This is a genomic window from Plantactinospora sp. ZYX-F-223 (assembly GCF_039649625.1).
Taxonomy (GTDB): domain Bacteria; phylum Actinomycetota; class Actinomycetes; order Mycobacteriales; family Micromonosporaceae; genus Plantactinospora.
Map to the genome: position 1 here is coordinate 31,557 of NZ_JBDJAV010000041.1, position 24,630 is coordinate 56,186.

At 70.4% G+C, this 24,630-nt stretch carries 20 protein-coding genes and 1 tRNA gene; 15 read left to right on the forward strand and 6 right to left on the reverse strand.

All coding sequences use genetic code 11. The annotated features are described in order from the left end of the window. Window positions 1–276: 276 nt before the first annotated feature. The 5 genes from AAH979_RS32365 to AAH979_RS32385 all read left to right on the forward strand — a co-directional run bounded on the left by AAH979_RS32365 (window position 277) and on the right by AAH979_RS32385 (window position 6,529). The gene (locus AAH979_RS32365) at window positions 277–2,385 is read left to right on the forward strand and encodes an Hsp70 family protein (protein WP_346261937.1); all 2,109 of its coding nucleotides are present in this window, start codon (window positions 277–279) and stop codon (window positions 2,383–2,385) included. 297 nt (window positions 2,386–2,682) lie between these two features. Continuing rightward, window positions 2,683–3,258, forward strand: a complete 576-nt coding sequence (locus AAH979_RS32370; RefSeq protein WP_346261938.1) for a hypothetical protein — start codon at window positions 2,683–2,685, stop codon at window positions 3,256–3,258. A 176-nt stretch (window positions 3,259–3,434) separates the two neighbouring features. Next, entirely contained in the window at window positions 3,435–4,058 is a 624-nt protein-coding gene (locus AAH979_RS32375) for a hypothetical protein (RefSeq protein ID WP_346261939.1), read from the forward strand. 12 nt (window positions 4,059–4,070) lie between these two features. After that, window positions 4,071–5,558 (forward strand): hypothetical protein, encoded by a 1,488-nt coding sequence (locus AAH979_RS32380; RefSeq protein ID WP_346261940.1) that lies wholly within the window; start codon window positions 4,071–4,073, stop codon window positions 5,556–5,558. A gap of 158 nt (window positions 5,559–5,716) precedes the next feature. Beyond that, window positions 5,717–6,529 (forward strand): hypothetical protein, encoded by an 813-nt coding sequence (locus AAH979_RS32385; RefSeq protein ID WP_346261941.1) that lies wholly within the window; start codon window positions 5,717–5,719, stop codon window positions 6,527–6,529. Window positions 6,530–6,605: 76 nt separating this feature from the next. On the opposite strand, the gene AAH979_RS32390 is transcribed toward AAH979_RS32385, so the two are convergent. Continuing rightward, on the reverse strand, window positions 6,606–7,367 hold the full coding sequence (locus tag AAH979_RS32390; RefSeq protein ID WP_346261942.1) for a class I SAM-dependent methyltransferase: 762 nt from the start codon (window positions 7,365–7,367) through the stop codon (window positions 6,606–6,608). Between the two features lie 222 nt (window positions 7,368–7,589). On the opposite strand from AAH979_RS32390, the gene AAH979_RS32395 reads away from it, so the two are divergent. Together AAH979_RS32395 and AAH979_RS32400 are read left to right on the forward strand one after the other, a co-directional pair. Continuing rightward, window positions 7,590–7,717, forward strand: a tRNA-OTHER gene (locus AAH979_RS32395). Window positions 7,718–7,819: 102 nt separating this feature from the next. Continuing rightward, window positions 7,820–9,979 (forward strand): hypothetical protein, encoded by a 2,160-nt coding sequence (locus tag AAH979_RS32400; protein ID WP_346261943.1) that lies wholly within the window; start codon window positions 7,820–7,822, stop codon window positions 9,977–9,979. 80 nt (window positions 9,980–10,059) lie between these two features. On the opposite strand, the gene AAH979_RS32405 is transcribed toward AAH979_RS32400, so the two are convergent. Both AAH979_RS32405 and AAH979_RS32410 read right to left on the reverse strand, forming a co-directional pair. Continuing rightward, complete coding sequence (locus AAH979_RS32405; RefSeq protein ID WP_346261944.1) at window positions 10,060–10,383, reverse strand: hypothetical protein; 324 nt, start codon at window positions 10,381–10,383, stop codon at window positions 10,060–10,062. A gap of 75 nt (window positions 10,384–10,458) precedes the next feature. Further along, complete coding sequence (locus tag AAH979_RS32410; RefSeq protein ID WP_346261945.1) at window positions 10,459–11,481, reverse strand: zinc-dependent alcohol dehydrogenase family protein; 1,023 nt, start codon at window positions 11,479–11,481, stop codon at window positions 10,459–10,461. 283 nt (window positions 11,482–11,764) lie between these two features. Here AAH979_RS32410 and AAH979_RS32415 point away from each other — a divergent pair, with 283 nt between their 5' ends. Then, window positions 11,765–12,640 carry a helix-turn-helix transcriptional regulator gene (locus AAH979_RS32415; protein ID WP_346261946.1) on the forward strand — a complete coding sequence of 292 codons (876 nt, stop codon included), beginning with the start codon at window positions 11,765–11,767 and terminating at the stop codon, window positions 12,638–12,640. A gap of 426 nt (window positions 12,641–13,066) precedes the next feature. Here AAH979_RS32415 and AAH979_RS32420 read toward each other — a convergent pair whose 3' ends face one another. Then, on the reverse strand, window positions 13,067–13,912 hold the full coding sequence (locus AAH979_RS32420) for an SAM-dependent methyltransferase (RefSeq protein ID WP_346261947.1): 846 nt from the start codon (window positions 13,910–13,912) through the stop codon (window positions 13,067–13,069). A 293-nt stretch (window positions 13,913–14,205) separates the two neighbouring features. Between AAH979_RS32420 and AAH979_RS32425 the strand changes: the two genes are divergently transcribed. The 6 genes from AAH979_RS32425 to sodN all read left to right on the forward strand — a co-directional run bounded on the left by AAH979_RS32425 (window position 14,206) and on the right by sodN (window position 21,195). Next, window positions 14,206–15,555, forward strand: a complete 1,350-nt coding sequence (locus AAH979_RS32425) for a hypothetical protein (RefSeq protein WP_346261948.1) — start codon at window positions 14,206–14,208, stop codon at window positions 15,553–15,555. Further along, complete coding sequence (locus AAH979_RS32430; RefSeq protein WP_346261949.1) at window positions 15,516–15,830, forward strand: hypothetical protein; 315 nt, start codon at window positions 15,516–15,518, stop codon at window positions 15,828–15,830. Before AAH979_RS32425 ends, AAH979_RS32430 begins: the two co-directional genes overlap by 40 nt. 197 nt (window positions 15,831–16,027) lie before the next feature. Continuing rightward, window positions 16,028–18,310, forward strand: coding sequence for a tetratricopeptide repeat protein (locus AAH979_RS32435; protein ID WP_346261950.1), 2,283 nt, complete (start codon window positions 16,028–16,030; stop codon window positions 18,308–18,310). Window positions 18,311–18,480: 170 nt separating this feature from the next. After that, on the forward strand, window positions 18,481–18,963 hold the full coding sequence (locus AAH979_RS32440; RefSeq protein WP_346261951.1) for a hypothetical protein: 483 nt from the start codon (window positions 18,481–18,483) through the stop codon (window positions 18,961–18,963). Between the two features lie 139 nt (window positions 18,964–19,102). Beyond that, on the forward strand, window positions 19,103–20,344 hold the full coding sequence (locus AAH979_RS32445; protein ID WP_346261952.1) for a serine hydrolase domain-containing protein: 1,242 nt from the start codon (window positions 19,103–19,105) through the stop codon (window positions 20,342–20,344). Between the two features lie 446 nt (window positions 20,345–20,790). Then, window positions 20,791–21,195 carry a superoxide dismutase, Ni gene (gene sodN, locus AAH979_RS32450; protein WP_346261953.1) on the forward strand — a complete coding sequence of 135 codons (405 nt, stop codon included), beginning with the start codon at window positions 20,791–20,793 and terminating at the stop codon, window positions 21,193–21,195. Between the two features lie 140 nt (window positions 21,196–21,335). Here the strand turns inward: sodN and AAH979_RS32455 are convergent, their stop codons facing one another. Continuing rightward, window positions 21,336–22,229, reverse strand: coding sequence for a hypothetical protein (locus AAH979_RS32455; RefSeq protein WP_346261954.1), 894 nt, complete (start codon window positions 22,227–22,229; stop codon window positions 21,336–21,338). Window positions 22,230–22,498: 269 nt separating this feature from the next. Between AAH979_RS32455 and AAH979_RS32460 the strand changes: the two genes are divergently transcribed. Beyond that, window positions 22,499–22,651 carry a hypothetical protein gene (locus AAH979_RS32460; RefSeq protein WP_346261955.1) on the forward strand — a complete coding sequence of 51 codons (153 nt, stop codon included), beginning with the start codon at window positions 22,499–22,501 and terminating at the stop codon, window positions 22,649–22,651. Window positions 22,652–23,041: 390 nt separating this feature from the next. Here the strand turns inward: AAH979_RS32460 and AAH979_RS32465 are convergent, their stop codons facing one another. Beyond that, a complete protein-coding gene (locus AAH979_RS32465) occupies window positions 23,042–24,361 on the reverse strand; it encodes a cytochrome P450 (RefSeq protein WP_346261956.1) in 1,320 nt (439 codons plus the stop codon). Window positions 24,362–24,630: the final 269 nt, after the last annotated feature.

The window sequence follows — 24,630 nt, forward strand, 5'->3', positions numbered from 1 at the left end:
ACGAAATGAAATGCGAACACGCCTGTCTCGGGTCGAGATCATGGCGGGGACTGGTCAGCCGGTGTCCCGGCTTGACGTTCCCCACCGTCGGCTCACCCGCAGGCGAGGCGAACAGGAAGTCCGGCACGTGCCGGCATGCGCTCCCGTGCACCGTCGCGATCAGCCGGCACGGCTGCGCCCAAAGACCATCGACCTTCGGATCGAAGCCAGCCAACGGCAGCCGCGCCACGTCCAGCCGGCTCTCGTCAGGATGACGGGCCGTCGGGCGCGAGGTCGGTGCCGATCGAGTTCAATCTGGACGGTGTTCCTAAACTGCGTGGCGTGGATGTCCCTCATCTGGCCATTGACTTCGGTACGTCCAACACGGTGGCAGTTGTCCGACTGGCCGGGCGTTGCACACCGCTGTTGTTCGACGGGTCACCGTTGCTGCCCTCGGCGGTGTACCTGCCGCCCGATGCGGACCTGCTGGTGGGCCGCGACGCCGAACGCTCGGCCGGTGTGGCGCCCGAACGTCTGGAGCCCAACCCGAAACGCCGGATCGATGATCGAACAGTGTGGCTCGGTGATCGGGAGCTGTCGGTCGTCGACGTTATCGCCGCGGTGCTGCGGCGGGTGGTGGACGAGGCCAGCCGAGTGGTTGGCCGTCCGGTTGCCGAAGCGGTTCTCACGCATCCGGCCGGTTGGGGCGGCCCGCGCCGGGTGGTGCTCACCGACGCGGCACGGCAGGCGGGGCTGGACCAGGTGCGGTTGGTGGCGGAGCCGGTCGCGGCTGCCTCGTACTTCGTGACCGAGCTTGGCAAGCGGGTGCCCGTCGGCCGCTGCGTCGTCGTCTACGACCTGGGCGCGGGCACCTTCGACGTGGCGGCGGTGCGGCGGACCGACGCCGGGTTTGAGGTGCTGGCCGCCCAGGGCCTGTCCGACGTGGGCGGGTTGGACCTGGACGCGGCCATCGTCGGCCACGTCCGGTCGCTGACTGCCGGCGACACGGATGCCTGGGCCCGGTTGGACTGGCCCGATTCACCCGCCGACCGGCGGGCCCGCCTGCTGCTGTGGCAGGACGTACGTTCCGCCAAGGAGCAACTTTCCCGGCATACCCGCGCCGAGCTGCACGTACCGCTTACCGACACGGCCGTGCATCTGACCCGCGACGAGTTCGAGACACTGGCCGGCCCGCTGCTCAACCGCACGGTCGAGGTCACGACCGCGACGTTGCGCGCCGCCGGAGTTGGCCGCGAGTCGATCGCCGGGATCTTCCTCGTCGGCGGCGCCAGTCGTATCCCGCTTGCCGCCAACCTGCTGCACCGCACGTTGCGTATCGCGCCCACCGTGCTCGACCAGCCCGAACTGGTCGTCGCCACCGGCGCCCACACCACCACCCCGACCGACCCGGCCGATGGCGAGGCGCCGGCCGGAACCGACGAAGCGTGGCCGGCCGCTACCGAGTCTGCGGAGCCCGCTGCCGAACGCGGAACGTCCGCCCACCGCGTGGAGCCCGCCGAACCGACGCCGGCCACGCCCACCCCGGCGCCCCCTGCGGCCGGTCGTCCGGAGCGCAGCCGCGCGATCTACGCGGTCGGGTGGCTGACGTTGCTGGCTGGCTGGTTCTACCACGGCGGATGGTTCGAGCAGCTGGACGGACGCATCCCCCCGCTGAGCACTCCGGTGATTGGCTTACTGCTGTGCATGGCGGCGGGTGTCCTGATGCTGTCCCGCCGATGGCAGTGGGCCGGTGTCGGGCTCATCGTCGGGTACGCCGCGTTCGACGCGCTCACCATGCTCAACAGTCAATTCTGGTTAGACGACGGAAGGCTTGGCGAAGGGCTATGGGGCGGGTCGGCGTACCGGTGGCTGTACCGGGAGATGCCGTTGTCAACAATCATTGGCAAGGTCGCATTCTCGGGCGTCGGGGCTCTCGCCGCCGGCCTCATCGTCAGAAACGCCCGCACCACGCCCCCACGCCGACCCGCCTGGACCCCGCTCACCGCGTCACTCGTCACCGCCAGCATGGCCACAGCGGTGGCGTTCGCGTTCGTTGCCTATGACGGGTGGCCGCAGGCGGTTTTCTTCCCCAGCTACTTCTTTCCAGGTCCAGCGATCGCGCTGGGCGCCGGCATCATCACCGCCATCGCGCTCGTTGTCCGACCCGCCACCCTCGGCATCGGCCTGATCGGCAGTTGGACCACGCTCGCCTCCGCTTTCCTGATCTACTTCGTCGACACTGCGTCGACGGGCGGGCGGTACCGGCCCCTCGAGCATCCCGTGAATCTGGTGATCTTCGCGATCATGACGGTGGCGCTCGTGATCCTGTTGATCACATACACCGTCCGAACCCAACGACCGGCCAGATGGAGGGCTGACCGGAGTACACCACAAACCCATCAGTGAACCTTTTCAACCTGCCCTTGCGGTCGGACGAACCGCAAGGTCGGACGCGGTGCGTGAGCGCCGCGCGGTTCGGTGGAAAGGTTCACTCGTGATCCATGAGTCAGGAACGCGGTCCCACCGAGCATGATCAAAGCACCACCTCCGGCAAGGCCCTACGACAACCCCACCCACAGCAAGGAGACCAGTCGGACCGGCAACTACCATTTCATGACGATCAGCAACGACGAACCGTAGAAGTTCCACCGAACCCAAGCTTGTTGAGCCTGCAACTTGACACTCCCGACGAAGGGTGGACCTGTGGCCGACTACGACATTCGCCTGACGCTCAAGCGGGAGAAGGCCGAGAGCAGTGTGGTGAGCACAGCGATGTCGAACCGGTGGATGATGCACACGATGGGGATCCGGAACGCCGACGTCTTCATCAACGGATGGTCGACCCCCCAAGGTGTCGACGTCCGCTACGTCGAGGACCCCTTGACCGGGATCGCGTTCGTGACCCTCCGCGGCGCACGGTCTCACGAAGTCGCCGAACTGCTCCGGCGAAGGTGCGAGCTGTGGGACTTCACCGAAGCCCTCGGAACCCTGCGGCAGCTCAAACCAGGCAACAAGTCCCGAGACTCCCGGCTCACGGCCGCCTACGCAGCGGCATACACCGCCCCCGACGAACCGGTGCCAGCCATGGTGGAAATGTTCGGCACCCTCGCCGCTGATCGCGACCCTGGCATCCGCCAAGCCGTGATCGTGGCCACGGGCTACAAGCCCTGGCCGGCTCTGGTAAGACTCGTGGAGCATCTTGCAAAGCAAGATCCCATTGACCATGTGCGCCACAACGCGACTGTCCTGCTTGAGGGTCTACGATCTCAGCAGAACTAGCCGTTCAACCGGCTTGACCTGTGGGTACCGGGCGGCAGCATCCGCACACCGCTCAAACGCCACCGCTACCGCCCACGAGTCCACCACAGCCCGGGAAGTCCGGTGCTGTCTACCCGCACGCGTACTGGCGACGACCCGGTCGCATGTCTCTGGGTTACGACGTGGTTGCGGGGAGCTTGCGGCTGCTGTTGGACCCACGCGAGCTGGCCCTCGACGACGGGGACCTGCCTGCGGCTGAGCGCCGCCGCCGCGAGCGTGCCCGCCAGTCCGGCGGCGGGGGCATTGAGTACGCCTGCGATGCTGGCCAGTCGATCGTCGCGGTGACGCTCGGCGGCGAACTGGTGGTGCTCGCCCCGGCTACCGGCGCTACCCGGATCCTTCCGTCCGCGGGCGGTGTGCTCGACTCGCTGCTTCGGTACGCTCCTGAACTGCGGCGGCCGCTGCTGCTGATCCACGGCCTGCTGCACGACGACGTCCACCCGGCACACATGCAGCGGTTCTCCGCGAAGCTACCGGCCACCGGTCGGCCGCACAACGTGCTGCCACTACCCTCCGGCACTCACATGATCAGCGCAAAGGTCGCCGCGCGCCTCCTGGACGCCGAAGTGGACGTCCTCCGTACAGCGTTGGGCGCTGACGCGACCGCGGCGGACGGCTCGTCGAGACCGGGTGGTCTCCCACGTGAACCGGTGTCCGAGGGGAGACGAGCAGGTACAGGCGCTGGTCGGGCCAGCGGCGGCGCAACGCCTTCGGTAAGGCGAGGAACCCCGCGCAGCGGTCGCGGATGCGCCGGTTGCTGATAACATCCGTCGATGCTTTGGACAGCCCGGCGCCGCGGCACCCCATCGACCGCGAATCAGCGCCGGGCGCGGTTCGAGGAAATCGACGCCGAACTGGCCGGACGGCCGAGCCCGGCGCACAACGAGGCCGGCGCCGTGGGCTGGGGCAGCTCCTGGCGGATGCACAGCTACCTGGTGATGGCCGAGGCCACCGGCGACCCCGAGTACGTCCACCGGCTCGCCCGGACCGTCGACCTCGTGCTGGGCGTCCGGGACTCGGTCCGGGGTGTCCCGGACTTCCGTGGGCGTGTCCTGCCGGTCTGGGGATCGTCGGGCAGGTACACCGTGGCCACCGCCACCGTGCCGGATCTGCGGGGCGTTCCCGCGCTGGAGGTGCGGATCTGCCCGCCGCACGCGTTCCGGGCCACCGTCATCGTCACGCCGGACGTCGAGGGCACCTTCACCCTCACCGTACGCCGGGCTGAGCCGGGCCGCCCGGAGACCGTACTGACCGGGCTCGACCTGGACCCCGCCGGTGCGCGACGCGCCGACCGGATCGCCTACCAGCAGTACACCTGGCAGGATGGCACGACGGTGCGGCTGCTGCCCGGACCGGAACCGGCCGGTGCCGCCGACCCGGCCCGCCGACCCCGCCCCGGCAGCTATCGCGTCCAGCCGGCCCGGGTGGGGCTGGCGGCGCAGACCGGGATGATCACCTTCCCGATGGCCGGGCTCGCCCGGCTGGCCCGCGAACGGCCGGACCTCGTGCCGGCCGGGATCGCCGCCCGAGCCGACGATTACCTGGCCGCCGTGCACGAGGCGCTCGCCGTGCACGACGAGCAGTGGCGGCTCTCCGCCGAGGGTGAGGGCTACTACACCTGGCTGCCGGACGAGCCCATGTCGTTCGCCGGGGCCGAGCTGCCCACCAACGAGTTCCTCGCGGTCGGCCGCGCGCTGATCCAGTTCGCGGCCGTGACCGGGGACCGGGGGTACGTCGACCGGGCCGCCGCCCTGGCCCGGACGCTGCGCCGGCAACTGCGGGCCGAGGGCGGCGCCTTCAGTTGGCCGTACTGGCCGTCGTTCGGGCACGTCCACCGGGGCTGGCAGCCGACTGGGGATCCGGAGACCGACGTGTCGCGCTACCGGCCCGGGTACCGGGGGGTGCCCCGGCCGGAGGACGTCACCCACGCGCTCATCGACATCGACTTCGCCCGCCTCTACCACGCGACCCCGGCGCTGCCCCGAGTGTTCACCGACGACGACATGCGGCTGTTGGCCGGCACTTTCGTCCGGAACGTCTACCGGCGGCGCTGGGGTCGCCCGGAGCTCCGCCGGGATGTCAGCGGCATTGGCCCGACCGGCGACGTCCGGCATCAGTCGCACGTCGGGGGCTGGATCTTCCTCCGGCAGTGGGCCGACCCGGTGGCCGACGTGGTGGCCGAGGTGGAGCACCTGCGTACCCCGGTCGCCCCGCAGGACGTCAACGCCTACTGCGCCGCCCTGCTGGCCCGCTGGGGTTGAATCCCGCCGGCCCGCCGTGATTGTCAGATGTGACAGTCTCGGCGGTGCCGGGACGGGCGGGACTTGTCACCGATGACGAAGACAGCTACGTCCATGCCTGGCAACCTTTGCGCGGCGGGCGACCTCCGTCCGCCGGGCATCGGAGAGGAGGTGTCGCCATGCGTGCGAAGCTGGTGCGGGCAGTCGTGGCGGGCGCCGTTGCGGTCGCCGTCGGCGTCGCCGGGGCGGCCCGGGCGGCGGCTGCGGAGACCCCGCGGACGACCGGCGGCGACGTGAGCATCATGGCCTTCGACTGGGTCGGCGCGATCATCGCGGTGGCCGGGGCGGCGCTGAACAGCGGGGGCGGTTCCGGCGACCTGGATGCGGCGGTCCGGCAGATCATCGCCGCGGTCGAGGCGTCCGAGCAGGAGATCCTCAACCACATCGACGGGCTCGCCAGCGCCGAGGTCAAGGCGTGCGCCCGTACCCACACCATCGAGTTCAGCGACATCGACAACATGAGTCCCACCGTGCGGCAGCTGTGGGCGCAGAACGCCACCAGTTGCGCCGCGTTGGCCACTGCGTACCTGGAGGCGGTGCAGAGCCGGCCGGCCGCCGACGCGATCGGTCTCGCGATCGCCGAGATCTACGCGATCGCGATCGGCGCCCGGGCCCGGGCGAATCTGGTCAACGGCATCGATCTGCTGGTGCGCGACCAGATCCGCAGCTACGAGACGCTGGTCGTCAAGCTGGTCCCGTCGTGTTCGCACCGCTGGGAGTTCGACGACAACCCGCGCCACATCTACCCCGTCTATATCACCTGCGAGGCCTACCCCGGCAAGGTCGGCACCGACATGCGGCTGATCGGCTACCTGCCCGGCCGGCCCGAGCCGCGCGTTCCCTACGAGCGGGCGATCGCCAACACCGATGCCCTGACCAGCCGGGGCGTGGCCATCGCGGCCCTGCCACGGTTGCGCACCCTGCCGGTCTGACCGCCTCTGTGACAGATGCGCTCTTCGGAGCGCATCTGTTGCGGCCGATTGCCCGTCGCGTCGTCGGGCTGAGTGGTCAGGCCGGCGCCACCGGACCCTTGACGCACTCGATGACGACGCAGAGCGGTTCGGCGAGGTAGTCGTGCCACTGCTCCGGATCGGGTCCCTGGGCCGCCTCCGGCGAGAGCTCCGGCATGATCCAGCGGATCACCGCGAAGCCGGCCGCCCGCAGCGCGTCGTCGAGGGTTGCCCGGGTCCAGTAGTAGGCGGTCACCTCGGGGCTGCGGAAACCGGGGACGGAGATGCGGAACGGGACGGTGTCCCCGTCTGCCAGCGGCGCGTCCGGGTCGAGGAAGATCTCCGAGCCGTACGGCAGGTAGTAGTCCGGCCGGCGGGAGAAGGCCGGGTTGAGCTGGTACGTGACGAGGCGGCCGCCCGGACGCAGGCTGGCCGCGATGTTGCGGCACATGGCCCGCAGGTGCTCCTCCGTCGTGCCGTAGTGCAGGAGGTAGGAGCCGATGGCACCGTCGAAGCTGCCGAGCACCGGCATGTCGCCGACGTCGTGCTGGACGTACTCGATGCCCAGCGGGTCGGCCTCCTCGGCGGCCCGGGCGACGCGGAGCATCTCCCCGGAGATGTCGACACCGACCACCCGGGTGGCGCCTCGCCGGCGCAGGGCCCGGGCGTAGGGGCCGCTGCCGCAGGCAACGTCCAGCCAAGCCTGGTCCCGTACCTCACCGACCCGCTTGAGCAGAGAGTACGCCTCGATGTGGGTACGAAACGGGAAGAGCGTGAACGCCTGGTCGTACTGGTCCGCGAACGTGTCGTACTCGGCCACTCGTCCTCCCGGTCCGTTTCGACCCCGTGCGGGGCCCCGTGCGGACGACCGTCCGAGAAGGACGGTCGGCTCCGCCAGGAGGAAATCTAGGCGAGTCGATGCCGGAGCGGTAGTGCCCGGACAACCGGACCGGCCCCGCAGCCGGGGACGGGTCGCCGGGGAACCGATGGAAGGTGAAAACCGATGGTACTGCCGACTCGGCCCGTGCGATGATCGACACCTGGGTCGCTAGCTCAACTGGCAGAGCATTCGGCTGAGTAGCGCGTCCGCTTTCCGCCTGTGCGGTTATGGGCGGGCTTCCTTCTCCTGGTTGGTCCGAAGGGTTCGGGGTTCGAGTCCCCGGCGACCCACTGTGCCGCGGCTGCAAGCCGGCAACTGCCGGAGTCGACGTCCGGGTTGGCGTCCGGTCTGCTGTTTTGTCGGGGGTCGCAACCAGCGGAATGGAGGACCGCGTGCTTGAGAAGCTGATTATCCAGAAGACACTGCGCGTGCCGGCGAGCACCGGCGCGGTTGGCGATGGCACGGCGGTGGCCCGGCAACTGGATGCGGCGCTGCTCGACGTCGGGTTCTCGGCGTCGCGCGCTCTGCTGGAACACGTCGGTGCTCTGGCCCCTGGGCCGGCGCTGGATCTCGCCGCCACGGTCGTGTCCGCGGTGCGCGAGCTGGTCGGCGACCATGTCCAGCACAACTCCTATTTCATCGGCTTCCCGGACGACGTGCCGGACACCATCGAGTTCTGGATGGAGCGGCTGCGGGCGGCCGTGCTCACCGGTGGCGGCACGGTGACAGACGCACAGTTGCGGGACGCGGTCGTCTCGGGTGGGGTGAACCTGCTCGACCTGCCGGCCTACGGCGCCTACCAGCACACCTACGCCGAGCTATTGGCCGCGCACGACGCGCTGATCAGCGCGTCCGGTGACCGGGTGACCTTGCTGCGTCTCGGCGACACCGCCGACGTGGAGGCAGCGCGGCTCTATCAGGCCCTGGCCGGTAGCGCGACGCCACACGGCGAGGCGGACCTCGCGATCCTCAGCGAGCTCGCAGCCGCCTGCGTGGACGGCGCGCAGCCAACCGAGATCCCGGTGCGGGAGAACCGTGCCGTACTCAACGGGATCCGGCTCGTCCTCGGGCGGCCGCTGGTTGCCGTGGACGCCACGACCGATGTGCTGCGCCTTGCCTGCCAGGTCTCCGGCGGGGACGCCTCGCTCGTGACGCCCACGCGGTTTCGTGCCTTCCGGCGCCGGGAGCGGCGGATCCTGCTGGCCGCACTGAACGAGGTCGTCGGTGCCAGCCCGGAGAAGCTCGGTGACGTCGCGCGCTACGCGGAGCGGTGGAAGCGGCTCGGGGAGCGGCTGCACCCGCACGAGTACGACGAGTGGCCGCATGCCCGGGAGGTGTTCGCGGTCGCGCGTGGCGAGCGGCGAGTACCCAACCTCGCCGGCCGCGCGGAGGCGGCGATCCGCGCCGGAGCCATCGGCCCGGCCGCGTCGGTGCTGTCGGCTGCGCCGGGACTGCTCCTGCGATCCGCGGACCGGCTGCTGCGGTTGGCGTCGGCGTCGGAGCGAGCCGTTGTGGTCGAAGCGGTCACGGCTGCGCTCGGCTCGGCGTCGGGCCGGGTGCTCTGTTCGTTGCGGGAGCATGTCGGCAACCGGCTGACGCCCGCGTCCGCCCGGATGTACGCGAGCCGCTCGCGGCGCGCGTGGGTCGGGCCGGACGAGCGACCACCGCTGCCGGCCGGGTTGGTGGCCGAGTTGTCGTCGCTGCTCGACGCGGAGATCAGCGCCCGGCTGCCGGAATCGGACCGGCCGCTGGTGGTGGACCCGGAGGTGCTCGACGTCGCACTGCCGCTGTCCGGCAAGGCGGCCGAAGGCGGCTTCGCGGTGCTGCCGAGAGGCTCGCGGGCATCGGTATCCGGTGAGCTGCTGCGCTTCTTCACGTACTGGCGCCAGACCAGTCGTCGCACCGACTACGACCTGTCGGTGCTGCTGCTGGATGACGAGTTCCACACCGCGGGCCAGGTGTCCTGGACGAACTACCGCCACGCCGGCGCGGTGCACTCCGGCGACATCACCGACGCGACGAACGGTGCGACCGAGTTCATCGACGTGCCCCTGACAGTCGACGGGCACTATGTGGTTCCGCAGGTCTACATCTATGCGGGCGAGTCGTTCGATGAGGTCGCCGAGTCGATGTTCGGGTACCAGACCCGCAGCACGGACCAGCGCGGCCTCCCGTTCGACGCACGGACCGTGCGGGCGCGTTCCCACCTGCGTGGCCAGGGCCGGGTCGCGCTGCCGATGGTGTTCGCCAGGGGCGAGCGTGGCTGGCAGGCCGTGTGGCTGCACCTGTACCTGCGGGGTGCGCCGTCGTTCAACCGGGTGGAGGAGAACACGTTCACCACGGCCGACCGGGTACGAGCACTGATGGAGCGGCGGTACCTCACCGTGTCCTACCTCGTCGACCGCTGGCGTGACCGGACCGAGGTGATGACGTGGAACGGCCGGTTGCCGGACGAACCCGTCACGTTCGTCGGCATCGAGGCGCCCGAGGACCTGCCGGACGGATCGGAGGCATATACACTGGACCGGCTCACTGAGCTGATCCCTCTGTGAGCGGCGACAGCCGAGGCCATGCGGGCGCTTCCTGCTATTCCGTTCGATTCGGTACCTCCGCGCAAGCGGAGGATCGGTATTCAGCGCCCGCGCTCTCCTCGGACTGTGGCCGGCAGGCTACAGGAGTGCTTCCGGCCACCCTCCGGACTGACCGAGAGAAATCCTCCAGAGACCCAGCACTCCCGACCCCCGCCGGTGCCGGCGAGTAGCAGATACTCGACCATCGACACGCCGACTTCGGATGAAGCCGGCGTGTCGATGGGGTCTCCCTCGTCGCCGCCGACGCTGTACCCGACAATGACGACCGCCTCGCCGAGCTGTTCGAGGAGGACCGCGTCATCGTCGTACCCGACGCCGACCGGCCGGCACGTCGCCATTGGTTTCGGGGCGGCGCGCACCGGCACAGTGCCTCCGCCACCGTCAACCGTGCCTGGTGGGGCGGACCACCATCCGACCGTCTGCTCGGTCGGTCGGGTCGGTCAGGGGCGTAGCAGCGTCTTGACCGCGCGGCGTTCGTCCATCGCCCGGTAGCCGTCGGCGGCCTGTTCCAGCGGCAGGGTGAGGTCAAAGACCTTTCCGGGGTCGATGGTCCCGTTGTAGATCAGCTCGATCAGCTCGGGCAGGAAGCGGCGCACCGGGGCGGGTCCGCCGTGCAGGTGCACGCCGGAGAAGAACAGCGCGTCGCCGGGCAGTTCGACACCGTGCGCGACGCCGACGTAGCCGAGGTGCCCGCTGGCACGGGTGGATCGGATCGCCTGCATCATGGATTCCTGGGTGCCGACGGCCTCGATGACCGAGTGCGCGCCGAGCCCATTGGTGAGCTCCTTGATCCGGGCCACGCCCTCGTCGCCGCGTTCGGTGACGATGTCGGTCGCACCGAACTCCAGCGCTAGCTTCTGCCGGGGCACGTGCCGGCTCATCGCGATGATCCGCTGCGCGCCCAACTGCTTGGCGGCGAGCACGCCGAGCAGGCCGACGGCGCCGTCGCCGACGACGGCGACGGTCTTTCCGGGGCCGACCTGGGCGGCGACGGCGCCGAACCAGCCGGTGCCCAGCACATCGGAGGCGGCGAGCAGGCTGGGGATCAGGTCCTCGGTAGGCATATCTGGAGTGGCGACCAGGGTGCCGTCGGCCAGCGTGATCCGCGCGTACTCGGCTTGCGCGCCGGTGGGGCTGGCGAGCTGCCGGTGGATGCAGTGAGTGTGGTAGCCGGCCCGGCAGATCTCGCAGGTGTTGTCCGAGGCGAAGAACGAGCCGACCACGAACTGCCCGGGCCGTACGGTGCGGACCGCGCTGCCGACCTCCTCGACGATGCCGACGTACTCGTGGCCCATCGGCCGTGGCTCGGTTATCTGCTGAATGCCCCGGTACGGCCACAGGTCAGTGCCGCACACGCAGGTTGCCGCCAGCCGGATGACGGCGTCGGTGGGCTGCTCGATGGTCGGGTCCGGACGGTCCTCGACGCGCACGTCGCCGGGGGCGTAGAGCACTGCTCCTCGCATGAGAGCTGATTCCTTCCGATAGTGGTGTGAACGCACCGGGATCCGGGGCGTCCGGGTGGTGGACGGGTTCAGGTGCCGTGAAGACCTGCTCGGCGAGGGTCATCGCGCTTATCGCCTTCGGCCATCCGGCGTAGCAGGCCAGGTGGGTGACCAGCGGTTACGACCGCGGGTCATGCTTGACGCATTCCAGGAAACCCGCTGACGGCACCCGGCGGGAGGGCTTGTCGAGACAGGTAATGGCAGAACCCCTCTCGACGAGGCGAGGGGTCGTAGCGTGGTTGCCATGGACACCCGGGACGAGGTTCGCGAGTTCCTGGCCTCCCGGCGTGCCAGGATCACCCCAGAGCAGGCCGGCCTGCCCTCCTTCGGGGGCACCCGCCGCGTCGCCGGGCTACGCCGCGCCGAGGTCGCGTTGCTGGCTGGAGTGAGCCCCGACTATTACACCCGGCTGGAACGCGGCAACCTGTCCGGCGTCTCCGACAGTGTCCTGGACGCCATCGCCCGCGCCCTGCAGCTCGACGACGCCGAACGCTCCCACCTGCGCGACCTCGCCCGCGCGGCCAACACCACCCTCCGGACCCGGCGACGCCCGGCCAAACAGCAGATCCGGCCCGGCGTGCAGAACCTGCTCGACGCCATGACCCAGGCCGCCACCTTCGTCCGCAACGCCTGCCTGGACATCCTCGCCGCCAACCAGCTCGGCCAGGCCCTGTTCGCACCGGCCTTCGACACCCCGGACCGGCCGGTCAACCTGGCCAGGTTCTGCTTCCTCGACCCCCGCGCCGAAGAGCTCTACGCCGACTGGGAGGACGCCGCGAACACCACGGTCGCAGTGCTGCGCACCGAAGCCGGCCGCGACCCCTTCGACAAAGCCTTCACCGACCTGGTCGGCGAACTCGCCACCCGCAGCGACGAGTTCCGCACCCGCTGGGCCGCGCACAACGTCCGCCTGCACCACACCGGCGCCAAACAGTTCCACCACCCTGCCGTCGGCCGGCTCGACCTCACCTTCGAAGCCATGCCGCTACCCGCTGACCCCGGCCTCACCATGGTCGCCTACAGCGCCCCGCCCGGCACCCCGGCGCACGAAGCCCTCCGCCTGCTGGCCAGCTGGGCAGCGACCACCGCCGATACCCGCACCGCCTCCGGTAAACCCTGATAACCGCCCCGCCCGAGACCCACTCTCCGGTGCCGACCCGCCCACGACGGCAGGACGCATGCTCCTCGGCTTCTTGTCCAGTGGTGGTACGACCGCATCCCGGCCAGGCTAGGTCGACGGGCACGGCAGGCCGGTCGTGCAGCGTGACGGCTCCAACCGGGGCGGTGCGCGCCGAATACTGCGGCCTTCCAACCCGAACACCTCACCGGTGGGTCCGACTGACGACGCAGCGATCGTCGGCGGGGGCACCGGCGACCCGATCAGGGTGTTGCTGGGGCGGCTCGATCGGCGTGGCCGGCTGTGCGGTACACGGGCCGCACGGGTCCGCTCGACCAGCGGTAGCGGCGGGAGCTGGCCGAGCTGCTGCTGCGCCGGTGCTGCCTGGCGGGGCGCGGTGGGCCGGCCCGGCCGGGTCGACCGGTGGCGTCAGGGCTTGCGGCCGACCACGCCGTAGGCGGTGACGTCGCGTGCGGCGGGCCGGGGTTGCGGCTCCGACTCGGCCCGCCACTCGGCGAGCGGCACGATCCCTGGCGACACCAGCTCCAGGTCGGTGTAGAACCGGCCGATCTCCTCGGCGTTGCGGGCCCGGCCCTGCCCGTTCGCCGGGTTTTCTCGCCAGGCTGCCTCGATCTTGGCGGCGAGCTCCGGCGGCAGGAAGTCGTTGGTGAAGTGCGTCATCACCAGCGCGCTACCGGAGGGCAGCGGCGCGAGCAGCTCTTCGACCAGGCCGTACGGGTCGTCCTCGTCGACGATGAAGTGCATGATCGCCACCAGCAGCACCGCCACCGGCCGTTCCAGGTCGAGCGTGGCGCGCAGGTCCGGGTGGTTGAGGATCTCCCGGGGCCGCCGCAGGTCGGCGTCCAGATAGGCGGTACGCCCCTGCGCGGTGCTGGTCAGCAGCGCCCGCGCGTGTGCCAGCACGATCGGGTCGTTGTCCACGTAGACGATCCGCGACTCGGGGGCGATCGACTGCGCCACCTCGTGAGTGTTGTCCACCGAGGGGATGCCGGTACCGATGTCGAGGAACTGCCGCATCCCGGCCTCCCGGGCCAGGTAGCCCACCGCCCGACGGAGGAACCGGCGGTTCTCCTGCACGGCCGTTCGGGCGCTCGGGTAGACCTTCAGCATCGCCTCGGCCGACTCGCGGTCGGCGGCGAAGTTGTCCTTGCCGCCGAGCAGGTAGTCGTAGCGGCGGGCCGGGTGCGGCACTGTGGTGTCGATCCGGGTGGCGACACCCTCGACCGACGGTGACTGGGAACTAGGGTCGGGCACCGGCACCTCCAGACCTACGTCGAAGCCGCGCCCATCGTATGCGCTTCTGCCGGCGGCGGGTGCCGGGGGCAGATCCTCGCCGCGGCGGGCGTCGATTACCGTCACGCGCCAGCGCCTGGCCCCGAAACCAGCCCACACAGGTACTGCCGCGCCCGTCTACGCGGACAGTCGACAGTGTCGCTACGCTTGGTCTTGGGTCGGTTACTGTGACCGGTGTTCGGGCGCCGGTTGGTCGACGCACTCTGCCCAGACCTGTCGGTTGACACCGCCTCCGCGCTCGCGGACCACGCCGCGTGCTACCCACCGGCTGCCGGCACGGTGCTGGAGCCGCTGTACCCGACCGGCTGACCGAGGACTTCCTCGCCCTCACGATCCCCGGTCACGGCGCGGACTACCCCGCCCAGTCCTGGGCGACCCGGATGGTGAGCCGGCTGGCAGACCTGGGCGCGGATGCCGACGAGGTTCGCGCCGCCACCCGCGCGGTCACCTTCCTGGTCGCGGCCGCCGAGCGGTGGACACACCTGCCCGGCGCGTGCCTCAACGCCGTACTCGAGCGCCGGCCGGATCTCGCCGTGCGCGCCGGCCCCAGCACGGTTCGCGCGGTCGCCGAGCTCGGTGAGGTGACCATCGATGTGTTGGAGGCGGTCGACCACGTTCTGCCAGACCGGAGGCAGCTTGGATACGAGTCGGCGGCCGCCGCCATCACGGACCGGATCGTCACCCACCGGCTGCCGGAGACGGATGACCCTGCCCGGCGCGCCGCCTTGGTGGCCAGGCGCGGCGAACGAAGCTGGTACGCGGGCCGAGACGTTGCCGCGGCGGGGGACTTCGCCGCCCTGGCCGACCTCGTCGAGCCGTGGGCCCAGGTAGACCCACTCAGCCACTCGTGGAACCTCGCCGCCGCGCGCAGTAACCTCGCCGCCAGCCGCCGCTCGGCAGGTCGGCTGGCCGAGGCGCTGGCTGCCGCCCGGTCCGCGACGGAGACCCGACGCCGGATGGCGGAGCGGAAGCCGTCCGTCTTCCTGCCCTCGTACGCCCTATTCAGCTACCAGCTGGCCCTGCTGCTGATCGAGGACGGCCACGCCGCGTCGGCGTGGCAGACGTTGACCGAACTGGACCGGTTCTGCGCCGGTGTCGTTGCGGCCTTTGGTGGGCGACAGTCGGCGAAGTTGGCCCAACTGCTCGCATCCGGGGCCACCCGGGACGTCGCGGCGCGCGGCGCCGGTGCGGCGGCTGACAGCTTCGCCGCGCTCTGCCGGAGCACCGCCCAGGACATCGTCGACTACCAGCAGAACATCGCGGCGCTGTTCCCCCGCCCGGGGGAGAGCGTCGAACAGGCGGGGCGCCGGGCGGCGCGCGGCGTTCCGGCGCGTACGGCGCCGAGGCGGTCGACGGCTACCAGGCGGCCGCGGACCTGGACCCGACGACGTACGAGCCGCAGCTGGCGACCCTGCTCGTCGATGTCACCGAGCGGTTCCTCACCGCCGGCCGGCGCGAGGACGCGTTCAGCTATTCGGAACGGGCCGTGGCGGTTCTGCGGCGCTGTGCCGACCGGGAGCCGGACGCCCTGCCCGTGCTGGCCGGTGCGGAGGGCCAGCACGGGTTGCTCGCCTCGGTGCTCGGTCAGCATGACCTGGCGCTGACGCACACCGCCCGCAGCGTTGAACTCTACCGGGAGCTGCTGCCACGCGGCGGTACGGAGTACGACTCGGGGCTCGGCCTGGCGCTGTGCCGGTACGGCCTCGTGCGTATCGCCGCCGATCGGGACTGGCTGGTGGCCGCGGAGGCCATCATGGAAGCCCTCGGACGGTACGGAGAGATCGAACGCCGGGGAGAAGCGCCGGATGAGGAGTTCACCACCCTCGTCGGCAGCTTGATGCGGTCCGAGGCCGTCGCCCCGGGCGGCAACGAGGAGTGACGATCGGTTGGGGCGGCGGGTGACGCTCGTCCCAGGCCGGGTAGTCGAGGTCGGTGTCCACGCGGCCGGCGGTCGCCTCGCGGCTGACGGGGCCGGGGAAAGTCCGTGTCCGCGATCTGCGCGGGGATGGCCCGGTACCAGCCTCAGCCCAGCCCGCTCCTAGGATCAGCGGGTGAAGCTGAGAAAGGCTGGCAAGAGTGCGCGAGGAGTTGGCGGGGTGGCTACGGCAGCTGCGTGACCTGACCGGACGGAGCCTGCGCGAGCTCGCCCGCGACGTCCACGTCAGCAGCTCCTCGCTGTCGCGGTACTTCGCCGGCCAGGCCGTTCCACCCTGGCCGACGGTGGTGGCGCTCTGCAAGGCAGCCGGTCGTGACCCCAGGCCGCTGCGTGAGGTGTGGGAGCGGGCCAAGGATGGGCCTCAGACGAGCATGGCCGCCACTCCGCCGGTGCGCAATGACCTGCCACACGACATCACCGCCTTCACCGGGCGCCGGGCGGAGTTGGACGCCCTCCTCGGCGCCGCGCGGACCACGTCGGTGGTGGCGATCGACGGCATGGGCGGGGTGGGCAAGTCCGCGTTGGCCGTACACGCCGCGCATCTGCTGACCGCCGACTTCCCCGGTGGCCAGCTCTACCTGGACCTGCACGGGTTCACTCCGGGCCGGGAGCGGGTCGAGCCCTCGGAGGCGCTGCGTGTGCTGTTGGCCGCGCTCGGGTTGCCACCCGGCAGGATTCCCGACGCGGTCGCCGAGCGGGCCGCACTGTGGCGGTCGGAGCTGGCGACGCGGCGCGCGATCGTGCTGCTGGACAACGCCGCCGATGCCGATCACGTGCGCGAGCTGCTGCCCGGCGCCGGTCAGAGCTTCGTCGTGATCACCAGCCGCCGGCGGATGGTGGAGCTGGACGGTGTCCAGCCGATCTCGCTGGACGTCCTGCCGACCCAGGAGGCGGCGGAGCTGTTCGTCGAATCCGCGGGTGGGGCTCGGCCCGGTGACGTCGGCGAGGTGCTGCGCCGATGCGGAAACCTGCCGCTGGCCATCCGGGTGGCCGCCGCGCGGCTGCGGCATCGGCCCGCGTGGACGCTCGACACCCTGGTGGAGCGGCTGCGCGAGGGCGAGCTGGCGGTGTCGGACGTGTTCGAGATGTCGCTGCGGCAGCTCGATCCGGCCCAGCGGCGGATGTTCGGGCTGCTGGGGCTGGTGCCGGGCGAGGACATCGACGCGTACGGCGCGGCCGCCCTGGCCGGGATCCCACTGGCCAACGCCCGTTCCCTGCTGGAGGACCTGGTCGACGTCCATCTGGTCCAGGAGCCGGCGGCGGGTCGCTTCCGGATGCACGACCTGCTGCGGCAGGCCGCCCGCGCCGACGACGCCGCGGTCGACCCCGTACCGGCGATCGCCCGGCTGGGCGACTACTACCTGAGCGGCATGCTGGCCGTGAAAGAGCTGGTCGAGATCGTCATCCCGCTACCGGTCACCGTGTCCCAGCCGCCTCCGGCGCTTCCCGATCTCTCCGGCTACGACACGGCCGTGAACTGGATGGACACCGAGTGGGCCAACCTCACCGCGACGTTCTCGCTCGCCGTGGAACTCCGCATCGACGCGCCGGCGGTCGGGCTCGGACAGCTTGCCCTGATCGCCCACGCGCGACGCGGCGGCATGGCGCAGCTGCGCCGCGGGCTTGAGGTCAGCATGCCCGCCGCCGAAAGGCTCGGCGAGCGCCGCGTGCTCGCCTCGCACCGGTACCTGCTGGGCGCCGCGCTGATGCGCGTCGGCCGGCTCGAGGAGGCGGTGCCGGAGCTTGAGGCGGCCCGCGTTCTGATGGCCGCGGAGGGCGACGTCGTCAGCGAGGCCATCACCCTGCTGCAGCTGGCGGAGATCCGGATGTACGCCGCCGACGCCGAAGGCGCCGTCGGACTCCTGCGCCAGGCGACCGTACTGGTGCCACCCGGCGAGGCGGCCGTCCGCGTGCGGGTGTGCACCGGTCTCGGCCAGGCTCTGGTGCAGCTGGGCAAGTACGGCGAGGCCCGTGAGGCCGTCTCGGAGGTGATCGAGATCGCGCGCGGGCTGGACCGGCAAGCGGAGCGCATGTGCCTGGAAGTGCTCGGCCGGGCGGCACTCGGCCTGGGTGACGCCCGGACCGCCCTCGATTTCGCGGAGCAGTCCGTCGCGCTCAACCGGGCGACGCGCCATCCGATCTTCGAGGCGGCCAGCCTCACGGACACCGCCATCGCCCTGCGCCACCTCGGTCGCGCCGAGGAGGCAGTGGCCAAGCACGCCGAGGCCGTGCGGATTCTCGAGCGGGCCGGCGAGCCGCACCGGGTGGTGCGCAGTCTCGTCCCGTATGCCGAGGCATGCCTGGCCACGGGCGATCGGGACGCTGCGGCGCGGCACTTCCAGGCGGTGCTGGAGATCGCCACCGCGCACGACATCGACTACGTGCTGCCCGCGGCGCGTGCGGGCCTGGCCCGGCTGTCCTGAGCCTGTCCCAGGGGTGGCCCGGGGTGTCCCGTCCCGTCCCGGGACACCCGGGCAACAGCCGTCCGCTGGAGCGAAAGAGCAGGTCAGCCGGCTATCAGTGGGATGTCCCGCGTCCCGCAAGGCGCGGCATGGGTTGTCCCGGGCAGGCCGCCGCGTCGACGCTCTTCGCCATGCACACGACGCCTTCCCTACTCGCCGAACTGGACGCGCTGCCCACCCGGTGGGAAGTGCAGGGGACGCTCGCCGCGCCCGTCGCCGCGGTCGCCGCGGTCCTGCTCACCGTCGCGGAGGGGCGGGTTGGCGATGACAACCTGCTGGTGCTGGCCAGGGCTTCGGCGGCTCGACAGGGGGCGATGACCGTCGTGGCCGGGGCCGGCGCCGGCGTCTACCGCGCCGAACTCGCCGGGCTGGTGGAGCCGGTGGAGATCCAGGTGGACCAGGCCCGGTCCAGGGTGGCGGTGCAGAGCTGGTACGCCGGGGTGCACGCCGCCACCGCCTGCCCCGCAGGTACCCGGGTGACCCATCGTGTCCACCGGGTCCACCCCGACCATCCGGGGTTCGCGGCCGGGATCGCTGAGATCGGCCTGCGTGCCCGCATGTCACGCGATCTGCGGCAGGTGCTGGGTGTGATTGCCGATCGGCTCGGCTGCTGACAATCCGCTCTCCCAGCAAGGTCGGGGTCCACCGAGCGGGAGATTCCCTCGGGCGATCTGACCTGGGCAATCCAGTTACCCGGGTGCGAACAGGACGGCATTCCACCCGGCTGTCCGTCAACCAAAGGAGCACACAACCATGTCCATCACCCGCACGGACCAGCGCAGCGGCTTCGCGGAAACAGGGCTGCGCAGAATGCGCGACGTGCTGGCACGGCACGTCGATTCCGGGAGGATTCCCGGGCTTGTCGCCCTGGTCAGCCGGGGCGGTGAGACGCACGTCAAAGCGATCGGGACGATGCGCCATGACGGTGGCGCGCCGATGGGCCGAGACACGATCTTCCGGATGGCCTCGACGTCGAAGCCGGTCGCGATGGCGGCGGCGATGGTGCTGCTCGACGAGTGCAGGCTGCGGTTGGACGAGCCGGTGGAGCAGTGGCTGCCGGAACTGGCCGACCGGCGGGTGCTGACGCGGATCGACGGCCCGCTGGACGACACCGTGCCGGCGCGGCGGCCGATCACCGTACGGGACCTGCTGACCTCAACGTTCGGGCTCGGCATGGACCTGACGTCGCTGGGCACTCCCATCATGGGCGCCATCTTCGAGCAGGGGCTCACGCCCGATCTGCCGGAACCGATGCCCGAGCCGGACGAGTGGATGCGGCGCCTTGGCACGCTTCCGCTGATGCACCAGCCGGGAGAGCGCTGGCAGTACCACATCAGCCACGATCTCCTTGGCGTGCTCGTCGCCAGGGTCACGGGCCAGTCGTTCGAGACGTTCCTGCGCGAGCGCATCTTCGACCCCCTGGGCATGAAGGACACCGGTTTCCACGTGCCCGCCGACAAGCTCGACCGGCTGCCGACCCTCTACGCCCCCAACCCTCAGACCGGCGAGTTCACCGTGTGGGACGACCCCGAAGGGGGACGCTGGAGTCAGCCTCCGGCGTTCCAGGGTGGCGGCGGCGGGCTGGTCTCCACCGCCGACGACTACCACGCCTACTTCCGGATGCTGCTCAATGGCGGGACGCACGGGGGCGAACGGATCCTGTCCCGGTCCGCCGTCGAGTTGATGACCACCAACCGCCTCACGTCCGAGCAACAGGCCGCCCGAGACGCCATGGCCCGCAACAACGTCCATGTGTCGTTCGGTCAAGGGCAGCACGGCGGCTGGGGCTTCGGGATGGCGGTGCGCACCTACCGTGCCGACTACGCGTCCATCGGCCAGTTCGGCTGGGACGGCGGAAGTGGCACCTCGACCTACGCCGACCCGGACAACCAGCTCACCGGAATCCTGCTCACCCAGGTCGGGCTGTCGGTCCCGAACTCGGCGCACCTCATCCACGACTTCTGGACCACGGTCTACCAGGCAATCGACGGCTGAGGGCCACGCCGAACCCGCCGAGCTCGGCGTGGCCCGTCTGCCGCCGGCCACTGGCACCGGACGTATCGGCGACCAGGGCAGGCAGCGGACCGCGCCGAGCCGCAGGACGTCTGCGACTACCAGGCCTACGGCATCGAGTGGCCGGGCCGGGGACCAGAGGGCCCCGCCACCGCGAACCGGAACCGTGCCTCAGGGACGAGGCAGCCCTCGACGGCGTACCTGTAGTCAGCCGACGTTTGACATGAAGCGCGGTTGAGGTTTTAGGGTCTCGGCGTAGGTCAAGGCCCGGCGTCCTCGCTGCGCTTCGGGTCAGGCCGACGCAACCCGTAGCGGCCGGCGACCCGACGCCCGTCGGCGCTGCCGTGCTCAAGGTCTTGGGTCGACGGGCGGCTGATCGATCACAACAGGACGTTCGTCACCTCAGCACCCTTGCCGGAAGGAATCTGATGCCACTGCCCCGCCTTCTCCGTCCCCGCCTCGTCGCGCGCGCTCACTGCGACCTCCCCTGCGGCGTCTACGACCCGGCCCAGGCCCGCATCGAGGCTGAGTCGATCAAGGCCATCTGCGAGAAGTATCAGGCCAGCGACGATCCGGAGTTCCGGACCCGCTCGCTGATCATCAAGGAACAGCGGTCCGAGCTGGTCAAGCACCACCTCTGGGTGCTCTGGACCGACTACTTCAAGGCGCCGCACTTCGAGAAGTACCCGGAGCTGCACACGCTCTTCAACGAGGCCACCAAGCTGGCCGGCGCCGGCGGTGCGAAGGGCTCCGCGGACCCGGCCGTAGCGGAGCAACTCCTCACGAAGATCGGGGAGATCTCGAAGATCTTTTGGGAGACCAAGCAGAGCTGATCCAGGGAACCGGGTGCGACCCTGCACCCGGTTCCGCACATGTGCAACGGCCGCCACTGGCGCGGTACCTGCGGAGCAGGCTGCCGGCCGGGCCGTAACGCACCGAGGCCGGCAGCCGTGCGGGCCAAGGGCGTCCTGCGTTACATGCTGGAGTTGTAGTAGGCGCCCCGGTACGCCCGATCGACCGGGGATGTTTGCAGAATCCAGCCAGTCCAACCCTCGACGCGGGTGTAGATCCGGACGCAGAAGGACCCCGCAACCCTTCTCGGGAAGTCCCCGTGTTCGACGCCTGGCTCGTCGCCCGTGCACTGCGCGGCGTTGTACTGCAGCCGGTGGCTCGCATCCACGTTGACGCCCGAACTTTCCAGGGTGATGTCGTCCTCGAACGACGACATCACCGTCCAGTCTGTGCCCATGGCCGACACGGGCAATCTCGGGCGTCCGCCGGTCCCGGTACCAAGAACCTCGAGTTCATCAAAGAAGACGCTGCCCGGTATCATCTGCCGGCACTGCAGCCAGAAGGCGCAGAAATTGGCATCCTGGGCCCCCTCGTGTGGGGTGGCGAGAGTGATCACGTCCTCGACGTAGAGGTAGGGCGGCCAGCCCGGAGTGTTGCGCTGCACGTTCAGCAGCGCCGAGCGGATCACCAGGCCACCCATGGAGTGCGCCACCACGTCGACCTTGAGGCCGTTGCTGGAGTACTCGTTGTAGATGACGTCAGCGAGCCTGTGTGCGACGGTGTGGATCGACGTGTCGCGGTTGCCGTCGTGCTGGAAGGTGCAGTTCGTGCTGCCACCGTAGTAGCCGAATGTCGACAGCGGCCCGGTCCAGCCCTCGTTCCGGAGGTGCGTGCGCGCATTCAACCAGGTACTGCTGCAGTCGTGGCCGCCGGAGGCTGCGAAACCGTGAACGAAAATTATCGGATTGTCCTTGGTGTCGCCACGGCCGGGGGCTGCCTGGGCGGGAGCTGGCACGACCACCGTCAGGCCGGCGATAACCGCCAGCGAGGCCAGCAGGGTCAGGACTCGTCGCATCTACTGCGTCCTCTCGGACAAACCGCTGATATCCAGCTCCGTTTGCTGAAGTACGCTGATCGTCGCGTTTCGCGGGTTCGCTGTGACCCAACGAATCCACGAACTTTGTCACCCTGGACCGTCGGCCGCTCAAGGAGGGCCATGAGCGGCCGGAACGGGCAGTGGCGGGTCGCGGAGTTGCCGGCCTCGTCGAGACGACGACCAGGGCCGGCGTCGAGCGGCCGCGGCCCGTCGCTTCCTGTGCCGGGCGCAACGACCGGATAGCCCAGGTGGTCATCATCGCCACGCTGTCGCGCTATGCCGACGGCGCCTGGGGTCAGCCCGACATTCTCCGGAGTCGATGGTTCTGGGCGTTCGTCATCGGGGCCGTTGCCCTGCTGGGCGCCGGCATCCCTGTCCTCCGCCGTCAAGCCCGCGGCTAGCAGCTCCAGCATCGGCGAGGACGCCGACGACCGGATCGCCCAGCGCTGCGCGGCGGAGTACCCGCGGGCGAACAACCCGACGCCGATGACCGTCGACGCGCTGCGGCGGCTCGTCCCGTCGATGCGTACCGGCGATCTCGGCGCGGCGTTCGCGGCGGCGTTGACCGGGCCGGTGACAGTGGGGGCGCGAATGAAGCTCGACCAGGCCGACGGCGTGGATGTCGGTCACCGACCCACTCCCGTGCGAAGGCGTAGCCCGACGACATCGTCCGGACGAAACGAGATGCCGCCGGCATGGCGATCAGCGCGGCGTCGCGGCACACGCGGTCATCGATCCGGTTGCCGGCCGGTCGCCCGCGGCCGGCGACGACACCGGAGCCGACGACGGCGCTACCTGCGGACGAACCGGGCGCGCAACCCGGCCGGGACCAACAGCGCCTCCGGCCGCATGACAACCGTGTCCGGGTCGACCACCGTGACGTCGTAGTCGCGTACCAGCGCGGCGACGGCGAGCACCAGTTGCAGCAAACCGAGTTGGTTGCCCAGGCAGATCCGCGGTCCGGCCCCGAACGGCAGATACGCGAACCGGGCGTGCGGCTGCCGCGTTCCGAGCCAGCGGTCGGGCAGGAACTCTTCCGGCCTGTCCCACCACCTCGGGTCGCGGTGCATCAGATAGACAGGCATCATGACCTGTTGGCCGGGCCGGAAGCTCCACCGGCCGAGCGTCGTATGGGTACGCACCTCGCGGCCCATGAGCCAGGTCGGGATGTACGCCCGCAGCAGTTCCTTCACCACCGCCTCGGTGTAGGGCAGGTCATCGACGGTGACCGCCCGGTGCGCCCGCTGTGCCAGCACCTCCGCCTCAACCCGGATCCGGGCGGCGATCCCGGGTTCCCGCGCGAGGACCAGCACCGCCCAGGCGAGTGTCGTGCCCGGTACGCCGTGCGAGGCCCGCAGCATCACCGACAGCGTCCGGTAGACGGCCTCGTCGTCGAGCGGCTCGGCGTCGCCGCCGAGCATGGTGTCGAGCAGATCGCCGACCGTGTCCCAGCGTTCGGCACGCCGCTGCCGGATGCGTTTGTAGAGCAGGTCGGCGAGCCTCCGATTGGCTGCCTTCGCCGAGCGGACCGCAGGTACCGGCAGCCAGCTCGGCAGGGACAGCGAGCTCGACATCAGGGCGGTCGAGCGCTCCGCCGCCTCGGCGACCGCCTCGGCAACCTCCTCGACGTCGGCGGTCTCGTCGGCGGCGGCCCTCTCGGCGCTGCCACCGAGGCAGTAGTCCGTAGTCGCGTGGATGACGAAGGACTTCATCACCGCCGCCACGTCGACCTCACGGCCGAGCATGGGACCCAGGCGGGCGTGGAAGATGTCCACCAGGCGGTGGCTGTGAGCGTCCACCGCCGCCCGGTTGACCCCTGGCCAGCTCTTCCTACGTCCGGCCATCGCCGTCGGGGTCTGCCGCGCGGTCGCCTCGGGCGGGGCATCGTCGAACAGGGCGACCTCGATACCGAAGTCGGTGTTCGTGCGTACCAGGATCTCGTGGACGAGGACGGGGTCGGCCACCACACTCGTCCGAGGGCTGAACGCGAACACGTCGCCGTAGTCGTACTGGCACCGCTGGAGGAACGCGATCCGGTCCTGCTCGTAGTCGTACCGGTTGCCGACCAGGCGCCGCCCGCGCGGCCCCGCTGGGTACTCGACTGTGGACATGTTCGTGATCCCTCGCACCTGGACTGGTATGAGTCGTCTGGACCCGCGGCGGTCCGGCCGCGGCGGTGCGGCGTGCGCCGCGCGGGTACCCGCGACGGTGGCCGCCGGACCGGCCGGCCACCGTCATCCTCGGGTCAGGGGACCCACGGGTAGCGTCCGCCCATCCGGCCACGGTCGAGCCGCACCAGGCGGGCAAGACCCATCAGAGCGAGCTTCGCCATTGCATTCACCTCCCGGACTACGTCGTCGTGTCACCGCCACGTTCACGT

Bases quoted from the DNA above. Each gene is read 5' to 3' on its own strand.
- AAH979_RS32465 (WP_346261956.1), bottom strand. From the start codon at position 24,361: ATGTCCACAGTCGAGTACCCAGCGGGGCCGCGCGGGCGGCGCCTGGTC.
- AAH979_RS32445 (WP_346261952.1), top strand. From the start codon at position 19,103: ATGTCCATCACCCGCACGGACCAGCGCAGCGGCTTCGCGGAAACAGGG.
- AAH979_RS32380 (WP_346261940.1), top strand. From the start codon at position 4,071: ATGCTTTGGACAGCCCGGCGCCGCGGCACCCCATCGACCGCGAATCAG.
- AAH979_RS32440 (WP_346261951.1), top strand. From the start codon at position 18,481: ATGCACACGACGCCTTCCCTACTCGCCGAACTGGACGCGCTGCCCACC.
- sodN (WP_346261953.1), top strand. From the start codon at position 20,791: ATGCCACTGCCCCGCCTTCTCCGTCCCCGCCTCGTCGCGCGCGCTCAC.
- AAH979_RS32410 (WP_346261945.1), bottom strand. From the start codon at position 11,481: ATGCGAGGAGCAGTGCTCTACGCCCCCGGCGACGTGCGCGTCGAGGAC.
- AAH979_RS32415 (WP_346261946.1), top strand. From the start codon at position 11,765: ATGGACACCCGGGACGAGGTTCGCGAGTTCCTGGCCTCCCGGCGTGCC.
- AAH979_RS32455 (WP_346261954.1), bottom strand. From the start codon at position 22,229: ATGCGACGAGTCCTGACCCTGCTGGCCTCGCTGGCGGTTATCGCCGGC.
- AAH979_RS32385 (WP_346261941.1), top strand. From the start codon at position 5,717: ATGCGTGCGAAGCTGGTGCGGGCAGTCGTGGCGGGCGCCGTTGCGGTC.